General features: G+C 45.5%; 10 protein-coding genes. 1 reads left to right on the top strand and 9 read right to left on the bottom strand.

What is annotated here, in order from left to right; translation table 11 throughout:
- Positions 1-43: 43 nt before the first annotated feature.
- The 9 genes from ABIE50_RS08450 to ABIE50_RS08410 form a co-directional block, all read right to left on the bottom strand.
- Positions 44-2,206 carry a redoxin domain-containing protein gene (locus tag ABIE50_RS08450; protein ID WP_209864647.1) on the bottom strand — a complete coding sequence of 721 codons (2,163 nt, stop codon included), beginning with the start codon at positions 2,204-2,206 and terminating at the stop codon, positions 44-46.
- Positions 2,207-2,230: 24 nt separating this feature from the next.
- On the bottom strand, positions 2,231-3,634 hold the full coding sequence (locus tag ABIE50_RS08445) for a RagB/SusD family nutrient uptake outer membrane protein (protein ID WP_209864650.1): 1,404 nt from the start codon (positions 3,632-3,634) through the stop codon (positions 2,231-2,233).
- Positions 3,635-3,645: 11 nt separating this feature from the next.
- Entirely contained in the window at positions 3,646-6,951 is a 3,306-nt protein-coding gene (locus ABIE50_RS08440) for a SusC/RagA family TonB-linked outer membrane protein (protein WP_209864653.1), read from the bottom strand.
- A gap of 341 nt (positions 6,952-7,292) precedes the next feature.
- Positions 7,293-8,534 (bottom strand): FecR family protein, encoded by a 1,242-nt coding sequence (locus ABIE50_RS08435; RefSeq protein ID WP_209864655.1) that lies wholly within the window; start codon positions 8,532-8,534, stop codon positions 7,293-7,295.
- Between the two features lie 82 nt (positions 8,535-8,616).
- Positions 8,617-9,195, bottom strand: coding sequence for an RNA polymerase sigma factor (locus tag ABIE50_RS08430; protein WP_209864658.1), 579 nt, complete (start codon positions 9,193-9,195; stop codon positions 8,617-8,619).
- Positions 9,196-9,358: 163 nt separating this feature from the next.
- The gene (locus ABIE50_RS08425; RefSeq protein WP_209864661.1) at positions 9,359-10,312 is read right to left on the bottom strand and encodes a helix-turn-helix transcriptional regulator; all 954 of its coding nucleotides are present in this window, start codon (positions 10,310-10,312) and stop codon (positions 9,359-9,361) included.
- Between the two features lie 71 nt (positions 10,313-10,383).
- Positions 10,384-10,776: a RidA family protein gene (locus tag ABIE50_RS08420; protein ID WP_209864664.1), complete on the bottom strand. Its 393-nt coding sequence runs from the start codon at positions 10,774-10,776 to the stop codon at positions 10,384-10,386.
- A 376-nt stretch (positions 10,777-11,152) separates the two neighbouring features.
- The gene (locus ABIE50_RS08415; protein WP_209864666.1) at positions 11,153-11,701 is read right to left on the bottom strand and encodes a cysteine hydrolase family protein; all 549 of its coding nucleotides are present in this window, start codon (positions 11,699-11,701) and stop codon (positions 11,153-11,155) included.
- A gap of 99 nt (positions 11,702-11,800) precedes the next feature.
- A complete protein-coding gene (locus tag ABIE50_RS08410) occupies positions 11,801-12,382 on the bottom strand; it encodes a Crp/Fnr family transcriptional regulator (protein ID WP_209864670.1) in 582 nt (193 codons plus the stop codon).
- 131 nt (positions 12,383-12,513) lie between these two features.
- Between ABIE50_RS08410 and ABIE50_RS08405 the strand changes: the two genes are divergently transcribed.
- Complete coding sequence (locus ABIE50_RS08405) at positions 12,514-12,978, top strand: pyrophosphohydrolase domain-containing protein (RefSeq protein WP_209864673.1); 465 nt, start codon at positions 12,514-12,516, stop codon at positions 12,976-12,978.
- Positions 12,979-13,020 lie beyond the last annotated feature (42 nt).

The raw sequence follows: 13,020 nt of genomic DNA, 5'->3' as shown, positions 1-13,020 counted from the left end.
CGGGATAGTACCACAGCAGGCTCTTTTATAGGGGAAGAATAAATTACTTTATTATCTCCATTAATTTCTTTTCCAAAGCAAAACCCCTTAAATCTTTGGCCACAATCTTACCATCGCGATCCACCAGTATATTCCAGGGAATGCCACGCACGTTGTAATACTGTGCAATCGCATTCTCCCGGCCTTTCAGATCAGACAATTGTGTCCACGGCAGTTTGTCTTCTTTGATGGCCTTCTTCCATTTACCGGCGTCGGTATCGAGGGAGATGCCCACTATTGTAAAATCTTTGGATTTGAAGGTATTGTATGCTTTCAGCAAATTGGGATTCTCCGCGCGACAGGGTCCGCACCAGCTGGCCCAGAAATCTATCAGCACATATTTTCCTTTAAAGCCGGTAAGAGAAACTTCATGCCCGCTGGAATCTGCCTGGGACAGATCTGCGATCATAGCTCCTTCTGCGCTTCTTTTCATGATGGGTAACATCTCCGCTATTCTTCTGCCGGAAGGCGTTCCCCGGATCACTTCAGTAAGCGATGTATAAAGCGGGTAAACGGTATTGTATTTTGGTCCTGAAAAATCTTCCGCCATATCTTTTACCAGCTGTAAGGAAAACAAACTGTTGGGATGCTCCTTTACGTACTTCTCAACACTTTCCGTATACCGGCTTCTGGCCAGCGTTAGCAGCCGCTCTCCTATTTTGGGTTGCTCTTCCCGGGGAGCATCAGTAAGTTGTTGTAACAGCACCTTTTGCTCCTGATCAAGCTCCCTTGTGGAAGCATAGAAATGGTTGGCTTCATATTGCATATCGGAGCCCTCTAAATTGAGGTTGGGTAATGAATCTGTATTAACTGATAATTGCAGGTAACCAATATCGGAGAAAAAGCTAAGCTCTTTGTTTTTGGGGAAGATGATTGCATTTACCCGCTGTGGCTCCTGCATTTCGGCCAGCCAGGTAAATTTGCCATCATGAATGGATACCGTATCGTTCTGGTATTTATTGTCTTTATAATATTTAAAAACAATGCTGCTGCTCTCCCCTGTTATGTTCCCATCCATGCGCATGTTGTATCCTTTATCAAAGATATCCATCAATGTATTCATCAGGTCCCTGTTACGTTTGTTCTTTGCTATTATCTTACCATCAGGATCTATGAGCACATTCTGCGGAATTCCTTTAATGCCGTATTGAATAGCAGCTTCATTATTCCTTCCTTTCAGGTCCGATGCCTGCTGCCAGGGCATATTATCATCCTTAATGGCTTGTATCCATTGCTGGCGGTGCAGGGAATCGTCGAGCGATACACCCAGCACCGTGAAGCCCTTATTTTTATAAGCGTTGTAGGCACGCAGCACATTGGGGTTTTCTGCGCGGCAGATACCGCACCAGCTGGCCCAGAAATCAACCAGCGTATACTTTCCGCGGAAAGAGGATAGTTTGATGGTATTTCCTGCTACATCTTCCTGTGTAAAATCAGGGGCGGGCGAGCCCACCATTATTTTACGGACATTGGCGATTTGCTTTGCCAGCGCTTTTCCTTCTTCAGAATTTTTGAACCTGGGACTGAGCGCATCAAATAAAGGTGTAATTGTTTCGGGATCCAACGCTATGCGATAGCTATACACCATATCCCAGGAAGCATAAGCATTGGGGTGCTGCCTGATAATACCGGCCACTTCTTCATTAAACTGCCTCGTTACATGCTCCTTTTCTGCATCAATAGCCCGCACGGAATCTTTCATACCACGATTGCAGTAGGCCCTTGTGCTCAGGCTGGAAAAAACAGTTGTATACTTATCTCCATGCCGTACAAATTCATCCAGCACAGCGGTGTTAGGGCTACCTGTTACAGTGGCGGCATCGATAGAGCCGGTTGCCTTCATTTCAACTTTTCCCGGTTCCAAATAAAACCGCCTGACAACATAGTTCGTGGCCGAAGGTTTCATATATACCCTTGCCAATGCGGGTCTGCTTAACCTGCCGTTGAATATAAAATGCCCGTCCTTTTGCAGCGTAACGGAATCAGTTGCCATTTCCCTGTCGCTCAGCTCGTATTGAAGATAAAGTTTACCGGTGTATTGCGGTGCAGTTACCTGCCCGCTTAATGTGAACGGCTTTGTGCGGTCCTGCTGCGCCTGTGCTGCAACCGTTCCGGTCATGAGCAGGGCGGCAGGCAGCCATTGCCTGAATAATGATGGATAGCGCATAATATATCTGGTTTCTGTTTAGCTCTAAAAGTATCCCTTGTTCTGGGTTAAGTTTACATTGGAATTGATAGCCGATTGCGGAATAGGGTAAAGCGCATCCGTTGGCTGCCATTGATTTCCTTTAAGATGAGACAATACTTCATCTGCCCGGGAAACAGCCGGATCACTAAGGCCGGGCCATCTTTTCAGGTCTAACCAGCGATATCCCCATTCACAGAAGAATTCGATGCGGCGCTCATGTTCAATGGCGGCCAGCAGCGTTGCCTTATCGGTGGCTTTGGTAGCTGACAGGCCCGCTCTTGACCTGACGCTGTTAATATCAGCTGCGGCTTGTGTATAATTGGATTGCTGCGTACGGGCTTCAGCACGGATCAGATATTGTTCAGACAAGCGTAATACCTGGTTGTATTCCACCGCGCCAACACCCGCCATATACTTATATTTTGCAGGATACGGATAGTTAATGCCTCCATAGCTCTTGTAGCCAACCCAGCTGGTTTTCCGTTTATCTCCCGGTTCAAAATCCTCATGCAAACCATCCTTCAATACAAATTTGGGTGTTGTACTCAATGCAGTAGGAACGAAGTTGTTGGCGATCCATGAACTGGTAATACTATTCACAAACTGAAGGATACCTTCCTGGTTGTTGGCCAGGAATACCTGGTCGGGAGAGGCATTCAGACTAAACAACCCCGGGTTGTTGATCACGGAAGTTGCCATACTTTCGGCCTGCTGCCATTTTCCCCTGTAAAGATATACCCTTGCCAGCAGGGCATCTGCAGCCCAGGTGGTAGCGCGTATACGCTTGCCGCCATAATAGTCCAATGTAGCAGGCAGTACTTTTTGTGCATCAGTCAGGTCTTTTTCTATCTGGTCATACACTTCATCCACGTTGTCGCGGGGTTGCATGGTAGTAGTGTTTACATCGGTCGACAGCACTAATGGTACTGCTCCATATTCATTCACTAAATAGAAATAACAGAATGCGCGTATGAACCTGGCTTCTCCTACAGCTCTTTGTTTATATGCTTCAGATAAAGGAGATCCCGGCATACCGGTGATAACAGAATTGGCGATGTATATATTTTTATAAATCGTGCTCCATAATCCATCTATGTAATAGTACAGCGGAGTTAAAGAGTTATTTGTAAAATCATCATAGAAGTTCATGGAAAAGGCATAGGTTTCATCGGCCGACATACTATTGAATACGGTGATAGCAGTGCCCATATCATTGCCCGGGTTCGGGTTGGCTACATTGGCATATAAACCTATCATGGCTGCTTCCGCCGTAGTGGAATCCAGGAACACACTGTTGGAGGCCAGCTGGTCTTTTGGCGGTCCTATTTCTATCAGCTTCTTACAACTGCTCATCATTGATCCGGCCAATAACAGCCAACAGGTATATAAAAAGAGTGCTTTTTTCATTTCTTCATTATTTAAAGTGAGCAATGAATGCCTGCTGCAATTTGTTTTAACGGCGGTAATACAGCGCCGGCAGTTTCAGGATCAAATCCCAGGTAACTGGTGATGGTAAATAGATTTTGCGCCCTCACAAATGCCCCGGCTGATTTTAACCTGATTGATTTTGTCCAGGAAGATGGCAGCTCATAGGAGAGGTTCAGGTTTTTAAGTCTTATAAAACTGGCGTCTGAATAGCTGGCATCCGATAGCAGGTAATAATTTTTATAGGCATAAGTGGCCTCACTGCCGGATAGTACAGACGGCCTGAAGCCATCGGAAATAATTTTATCATCCTGGTTAGATAAGCCACCTGGCTGCATGCCTACTGAAGAGCGAATGGAAGATTTGGTTTGCTTCACGAACTGTAACAGGATATCCAGCTGGAACCTGCCGAGTTTGAGGGAGTTGCTGAAACCGCCATAGAAATCAGGCATACCGGCGGCTATCACCTGGTAATCGCCATTGGCTGTTTGTAACAAGCCCTGTGTAAATTTTCCATCCTTGTTGAGATCTTCAATGGTGGCAATTCCATCTTTCAGGCCTGTATAATGATATCCGTTTAAATTGTTGATGGGTTGCCCCTCTATATAAACATAGGCATAGGCGGTTGTTTTTAAACCGGGGAAAGAGATGAGCTTATTGCGGGGGATAGTAATATTGAAAGAACTGCTCCAGGAAAAACCGTTACGGATGATATTTTTTGTTTTCAGCTCAAATTCCCATCCTGAGCTTTGCAGCAGCGCCGGCATATTGCCGGTGAAAGAAGAAAATCCTGATTGGGAAGATAAGGGTGAAATAACCAGCTGGTTATCCGTACGGCTGGAAAACCAGGAAGCAGAGAGTAAGATCTGATCATCCAGGAACCCCGTTTCCAGGCCAATATCCAGCTTACGGTTAGCCTCCCATCCAAAATCCGGGTTGGCGCTACGCAAAGGATAAATGCCTGTACTGCCATACTGATAAAAAAGATTACCATAGGATGCCAGGTATCCATAGTCGGGGATCTGGTCGTTGCCGGTTGTTCCATAACTGGCTCTGAGCTTACCATAGCTTAACCACGGAAGGGTTGATTTTGTCCACTCCTCGCTGCTGAATATCCATCCCCCGCCAATGGATCCAAAATTGCCAAACTGGTGGTTGGGGCCAAAGCGGGAGGATCCGTCCCTCCGACCTGTTAAATTAAAAATATAGCGGTCTTTCAGTATGTAATTAATACGTCCGAATGCAGAAACATATTTGTATTCCCTGAAGCTGCTGCTTTTGTACGAAATGTTGGAAGCGGCTGTCCAGGAGCTCATCAGCTTATCGTTGGAGAAGCCTGTGGCTCTTACAGAATATGGCTCTGCAAAACTGGATTGCTGCCAGGTGCCTCCTGCCAGCACGCTAAGCTTTCCCTCACCCAGTGTTTTATTATAAGTTAACTGGGGCTCTGCTATATAGCTTTCAATGTAGTCGGAAGTATAGGTAGCAACTGATTCGCCAGAGCTGCTGCTGGGATCAAGAGAGGTTTTAGGAAGATATGTTTCATTTGTTTGTGCTATTTTATTGTATCCAAGATTTACTTTCACATCTAATCCCGGTAGTATACTATATCGCAAACTGGCATTGGCCAGCAGGTTATTCGAACTGAAATTGGCCGATTGCAGCAGGTAGGAATCAGGATTAGTGAATCCACCGGTCCAGTTTAAACTTCCATCCTGGTTATGTACGGGATAGTTGGGAGGCAATATGTATGTTACGCGTGTAAGATCAGTAGCTACCTGGTTGTTGGACTCTTTAGTGTACATTGCCGAAACTCCCAGTGTGAATTTACCGTTACGCGAAGTGTTGTCAATGCTCAGGTGGGATGAGTAGCGCTTATATCCCCAGTCGCCCGGAAACACCGTAGATTCCTGCCTGAAGGTATTTGAAAAACGGTAACGCAGATATTGATTCCCGCCTGAAAACGCACCGGTAACCTCTGTTTGCCTGGCGGTGTTGCCGATATAATCTTTCTGGAAATTCCTTGATTTTGTAGTATCCCAAACAATGAGATCCTGGGCATTCGAAAAATCAGGTGTTACATTATCGTTGGCGAAAGCGGTTCTGCGCATCGCCAGGTATTCGGAAAGATTCAGCACCGGTAAATAGTTGGTTACCTTGCCGGCGCCTGAATAGATATTGAAATCGAAATGTGGTTCTGATGTCTTACCTTTTTTGGTGGTAACCAGGATGACACCGTTAGCACCCCTGGAACCATAGATGGCAGTGGCGTCGGCATCTTTCAATACGGAGATCTCCGCGATATCTGCCGGGTTAATGGAGTTCATAGGATCTACCGGTCCGGAAGCCCCTGCACTGGAAAATGGCGTTTCTACAAAAGGCACTCCATCAATAATAAATAGCGGCATACTTTTGTTCACATTAGGCAGCGGGATCGTTTGCTGCTGGCGGATGGAAATATTCATCTGACTGCCGGGGCTGCCGCTGGAACGGGTGATGAAGAGCCCTGGCACATTGCCCTGTAATGCTTCAAGCACGTTACTTACCGGTTGCCTTTCTATCTCCTCTGCTTTCACACTGGTAACGTTGCCCGTGTTAAAACGCTGTGTTGTGGTACCATAAGCAATCACCTGCACTTCATCAAGTTTAGAAACAGAGGGAGGAAGTATAAATGTAAATCCTGATGAACCGGAAAAAACAGTTTGACCGGTTTTAAGCGCTCCCCCACCCGCTTTGCTTTCGGGGTAAGCAATTACAACGGCGTTTGTGGCGGAGTTTAATTTTAATTCTATACTTCCATATCCAATCCTGCTTATCAATAAAACATCCCCTGCATTGGCGTCAATAGTAAAAGAGCCATCGTTTTTTGTTGCAGTGCCTTTTTTTGTACCCTTTATAAATACGTTGGCGCCGGGAAGCGGTTCTCCCTCGCGGTTAAGAATAGTGCCGCTGACGGAGAATGGCGGAAGCGGGTCAGGAGATATAGCCACATTTCCGGCCGACGGTACCGCAGGGTATATACTTATTGTTTTGCTTACAACCAGGTATTTTAAAGGTTGATTCCGGAATACATTTTCAAGAAACTGGAAAAGCGGCTCATTGGCAGCCTGAACAGTTACTGGTTTGGCTTTTGATAAATCTGTTTCCTGGTATAAAAACAGGTAGCCTGTCTGTTGCTTTACAGCTGAAAAAATTGTCTCGAGCGTTACATTTTTTCCCGAGAAGGTGACACTTTGAGAAAACCCTTTGGCGGCCACATTAAAAAAAGCGGCAGTAAGAAAAAAGAAAGTTAGTTTCATTACTAACACGATTTTGGTTAAGGGACGGCCACCTCCACGGGCAGGCCATCCACAAAAAGCAGTTTTTGTCATACCTTTGAAACTGTTTTAGGTGCTGAATAAGCGGTCTGTGCAGACTTTGTCTTTGAATGTTACCTAAACTGCCCGGCCAATGATGTTTCCCCATCATTGGCCTTTTGTTTTAAGTAAGGGAGAAATTGTCGGGACATTTATTCAATACTTCACCGCCAGGGAATATAGCCCTGGAATCGATACCTGTACTGTGATGTCCTGATTGATTGGTTGGTTTATTGGCAATACTATTTTACGAACATATCATATTTCAGAAGGCCTGGATTTACTTATTTTTCTCCTACAACCAATACCCTGTCTTTCAGTTCAACATGCAGGCCGAAAGCCTGCAGGAAACGAATTAAATCAGTTAATTGAACTCCCCTGTCCATTTCTCCTTTTAATTTTCTGGTTGGAACAGCTCCTTCATATTTCACCTGGATATCATACCATCTTTCAACGTCTTTCATTACAGACCGAAAGGATTTACCTGTAAAACTGAAAATACCATTCTTCCATGCCAGCACCTGTTCCAGGCTGGTGTTGGAACTAATATTGACAACGGTGGTATTATTTGGTTGTAATGCCTGCTGTCCAGGCTTTAGCGTAACAGCATGTGCTTCATATTGCCCATCCGCTGATGCAGAAACGGCTGTGATATTGCCAGGCAACACCCTGACCTTACCGTCTACCAGTGTTGTTGCAATTGCGTCTTCGTTGGTATAGGAATTAATATTGAAACTGGTACCTAACACTTCAACAGTGGCCCTTCCGTCAACATCTACCATAAATGGCATTTTAGCGTTCTTTGCAACTTCCATATATACTTCACCGGTAACTTTCACTTTGCGGTTACTGCCTGTAAATGCAGCCGGGAAAGTAATAGAGCTTGCTGCATTCAGCCACACGGTTGTTCCATCCGGAAGTGTGAGACGATACTGCCCTCCGCGGGGTGTAGACATTGTATTCATCATTACTTCTCCCTGGGAAAGGCCCCTGGCATCATAGATAATGTCGCCTCCGGTTGTTTTAACAATTGAAGAACTGCCTTGTTGCGCAATAGCGCCACTGGCGGCGCTGTCAAGCGCTATGGTAGTTCCATCTGATAAAGTAAGCAACGCCTTATTAGACCCCGGCAAAATACCTGGTGTTGGTATTGCTTTTCCTTTCACCACCTCCACCTGCGTTTTCTTTGAGGTCATATAGAAGTAAGTGCCGGCTCCCAGCAGGATCAATACTGCAGCAGCCCAGCCCCATTTTTCCAGGAAACGTACCCGGCGAACAGGAGGAGGATCTGAGAAGGAGTGATCGGCGCGGATCATAGCGGCTACGCCCTGTTCTATACGGGCAATTTCATGCGAAAAATCCAGCTGATTGTGCTCCCATAATGGCCAATCCCTGTCCAGGATCTGCTGTACCATTTCCTTGTTAGCCGGATCTTTCAGCAGATCAGCAAAAACAACGCGCTCATCTTTGCTCAGGTTTCCCTGTGCGTATCGTTCAAAATAATATGTCAGTTGCTGTTCAGTCATTCTATTCTGTACTAAAGACCCGGTTTGATTACTGGTAGGACGGGTCGGGGTAAAAAAAACTTATAAATATTTTATCGTCTTTTTACAGCAGGCTGATGAATGCCCATAGCAGGGCGATAATAACCCCGGCATTCCTCTTCAGATACGCCCTCAAAAAAACCAATGCTTCCACCATATGCTCCCTCACGGTGCTCCTTGAAATCCCTAACCGGGCGGCAATTTCCTCGTAGGTTAACTGTTCGTTGCGGCTTAACAGGAATATTTCTTTGCGCCGTGGCGGCAGGGATTCTATAGCCCGGCGCATAATTGCTGCCAGCTCTTTAGTCTCCAGGGCTGTTTGAGGATTGGTCAGCGCCTGGTCGGCCTGTACAACATCCGGGGTTTCTGTTTCCGGCAATCCACGTTCGAACTGGGAATGAACACGGTTCCTGGTAACCACATATACATAGCCCGGGAAATTGCTGACGTCGGGAAGTTTGTGCCTGTTTTTCCAGATACGCAAAAAAACGTCCTGGGCTACCTCCTCGGCAAGCTGAGGTGATTTAAGCCAGTAAAGCAGGTAGGGATAGATTACCTGGGAATATTTCCTGACGATGCGGTTAAATGCCCGCTCATCTCCCAGTGCAATCAGTTTCAGCGTCTCCCGCTCCCCCTGTTCCATATTTAAATTATTGTTGCTCAATCCTATGTTGTTAACATTTAGACCGTAAAATAGAATAATTCTGAAATATGGATTTTCGCAGGAGAGTATATTAAATGCCGGATTTTAAATATTGAATATTTATCACGCAAAGAAAAACAAAAGTAGGCATTATCATTATCAATTATGCCTTCATATTATCCATACCTGCTTTCAATATACGCTTAACTTCATCAGGAAGATAAGCCGGTTCAAGGATTTTTGCAACATCAACAAAGCGCATAAACCACCTGGCAAAGGAGACAGGGCTTTGCCTGCAATCAAAATACATTATTATTTCATTCGTCAGGACCTCCTCCCTGGAAAATCCATAGTTCTGGCGTTCCCAATGTAAGAAGTGGGCATAGTTGGGGTCAACAGCTATAACGATCGGGGTAATATTATTTTGGGAATCAGCTTTTCGTAATTCATCAACAGATGGATGATCCAGTTTAAAGTGATCATCGCCCAGCGTTATTTTCCTGATCCTGTCTAACCGGAAATGCCGGTATCCCCCTTTTAACCGGCAATAGGCAAGCACATACCAGGAGCCATTTTCATAAAACAATCCAACAGGCTCAATTATACGGACGGATTTCTGGCTGGCCCCACTCTTTAAGTAGGAGATTTCCGTCACTCTTTTACTGAGGATACTCTTTAGCAGTACATCAATGATATCAGGCAGGTATTTGGTTTCCCTGAAAGGCCCGCTCAATTGTAATTTCTCTTCCAGGTGCGATATATGATCTTTCTGCTGTGCGCGAAACGAACTTTTGATCTTAATTAAAGCAGTTTCAAAATGCCGTCTCACAAATGCTGTTTCATGCTTTTGCATCACTTTTTCTGCCACCATTAAACTTAGTACCTCTTCCTGGCTAAACCTGGATGGCAACATCCTGAATCCCTCGATTATCGAAAATCCATGCCCGGATTCATTAATTACCGGAACCCCGGCCTGTTCCAGGACTTTTAAATCCCGGTAAACCGTTCGGCGCCCGATATGAAACCGCTCCTGCAATTCCTTATTGGTAACAAGTGACCTGGATTGCAGTAAAAAGAAAATATGAACAATTCGTTCCAGCCGCTTTTTAATATCCATCAGGGAATAGTATTGATTGTCATTGACTGAAAAGAGCAGGGACCGGATTAACATCAGCCCCTGCCCCTTTGTTATCTTACAACAGTAGCTTCCAGTTCAACTGTTAACGTTGCAAAAAGCCCCTTTACTTCCAGCAGGGTAGTTGCCTGTTTGATACCATACCTGGCAATGAAGCCGGCATAAATATCTGCACACTCTGCAAAAAAAGTTGAAACAGAAGTGGTGTATACATTCAGTCTTACAATTCCACTGCATTCGTAGCCTGCGGTTTTAATAAGATGTTCCAGGTTCTCTATTGCCTGGATAAGCTGGGAGCGCATATCTGCAGCGCCTGGCACTCCGTTGGCATCTATGGCTACCTGTCCTGAACAATACAGCGTTCCGGTTGGGTTTTTCACTTCAACCGCCTGTGCTGAGTTAGTTGCTTCTGCCCATTTCCAGGGATCGATGATTCTTTTTTCCATTTTGATCTGGTTTTTTAGTTTTGAAAATCATTGCTTTTAACAAAGCTACAGGCAGGGTGTGACAACCCTATGTCACACCGGTTCACGCTATTTTAAGTTTATATGTTAAGATCTACCGCTAAATTAACATCCGGGCAATAAGCGACAAGCCCAATCAGCCGGTTTTGCCGCTTATTGCCGGATTTCGTAGCCGTAATCAGGGTAAGTGCATGCACTAAGCATTGGAAGTGCGTCAGTAGTGCATGAGTACAGTATAATGACTATATGGAGACTATATGAGGAGTACCACACATAGACGACTCCTAAGCATCCGTGAAGTATCCGTGAAGTATGGGCAAAGTAACCGGGGGATCCGTTACCGGATCCCCGGATGTAGTCAGTGCCCCAGGAACTCTTCCGTGGTCCTGATATCCGCATAATAAAAAGCCAGTGCGCCCATGAAAGTCTTCTGCACCAGTGAAGCTGCTATCTGTTCTCCCTCAACATCCAGCGCCCTGGTGGCACAGGCATCGGAAATAACGGTGCAGCTGTAGCCCAGGTCTTTCGCTGCCCGGGTTGTGGCTGCCACACATACATGCGTCATCATCCCTGTAATGACCAGGTGGGTAATTCCCAGCCCCTGCAGATATTCCTCTAATGTCGTTTCACGGAAGCTGTTGGGATACTGTTTTACAATCACCTTCTCCCCGGCTGCGGGGGCTATGCTCCAGTGAATTTCAACACCGGGGGTATTGGCTACCAGGAACCCTGCAGAAGGATCGGTGGCCATGTGCTGAATGTAAATGACCGGTACATCCTCTTTCCGGCTCTTTTTCAATACCCTGCTGATATTTCCTGCTGCGCTTTCAGGGTTTACCAGTTCCATTTTACCTCCACTGAAGTAATCGTTCTGAACATCGATAATAAGTAATGCCTGTTTTCCCATTGTTTTTTGTTTTACTGAAAAGTTTAAACAAAGGTGGGCACAATGCAACAGATCCGGATTGACCTAGATCAACCCGGATGTTAAATAATGCACAGGGAACTATTTACGTTTTGCCTTCAGCATCCGGCTGAAGAAGGCAGGTGTTACGCCTATAAAGGAAGCGATTTGTTGCTGCGTGAGGGAGTTGGCAATGTGTGCGTAACGTTGCTGAAATTTTTCAAAACGTTCCGCCGCTGTAAGACTTAATATATCCGTGACCCGCTGTTGATTCACAGCAAAGGCCCTCTCCGTAAGGATCCTGAAGTACCGTTCAAACGGAGGGATCTTCCTGAACAATTCTTCCCGTTTCTCTTTTGTAAGTATCAGGGTACTGGTATTTTCGATGGCTTCAATAAACAGGTTGCCGGGTTGCCCAAAAACAAAGCTCATGTAGTCAACCACCCACCAGTCTGCCGGTGCAATGGTAAGTATATGTTCCTCTCCCTTCTGATCCAGGAGATAGCTTTTCACACACCCGGTAGTGATAAAGGTAAAGTTATTGCAATTGCTGCCTTCCCGCTGCAGATATTCTTTTCTCTGATAATTTCTTGGTTGCAGGAGCGAAAGAAAGTATGCCTGCTCCTCCCCGGTAATGGAGATATAATTGCTGACATTCCGGAGAATCAGTGCCTGTCCATCCATTGGATCTGTATCAATTTATGCGGGAAGTTACCTAATCGTTGCGCAATAACCATACATCTTTCAACAGGCTGGTTGCCGCAATACATAATTTTCAAATAATCCTTACATTCGGACATAAATATTATCTGATCATGGAAGATGTAAAAGCGCTAAACAGTGTTGCGGAATTTCACAGCACCTTCAGACATCCAATTGAAAAAACACCTACCATCCCCAGCCCGCAAAGATGTGATTTAAGGGTATCGCTGATCCAGGAAGAACTGAACGAACTGAAAGAAGCTATTGCGGGAAACAATATAGTGGAAATAGCAGATGCGCTTTGCGACCTGCAATATGTATTATCCGGCGCCATCCTGGAGTTTGGGCTGGGAGAGAAATTCAATGCGCTTTTTAACGAGGTACACAGGTCTAATATGAGTAAAGCCTGTAAATCGCCAGAAGAAGCTGAAAGCACTGTTGCGCATTACAGCAAAACTGAAAATACAGAATGCTATTATACAAAGGTTGATGATCTTTACCTGGTGTACCGGAAGTCGGATAATAAAACGCTGAAATCTGTCAACTATTCTGCTGCGCAGTTAAGCAGGTTGTTGTAAGGCATAAGCCGGGTGGAAACGGAACGTCTTCACCCGGCTCAT

It is taken from the genome of Chitinophaga sp. OAE865, from assembly GCF_040546735.1.
GTDB classification, from domain to species: domain Bacteria; phylum Bacteroidota; class Bacteroidia; order Chitinophagales; family Chitinophagaceae; genus Chitinophaga; species Chitinophaga polysaccharea_A.
The sequence above is the reverse complement of the archived record's forward strand: the minus strand, read 5'-3'. Positions and strand labels throughout refer to the sequence as shown.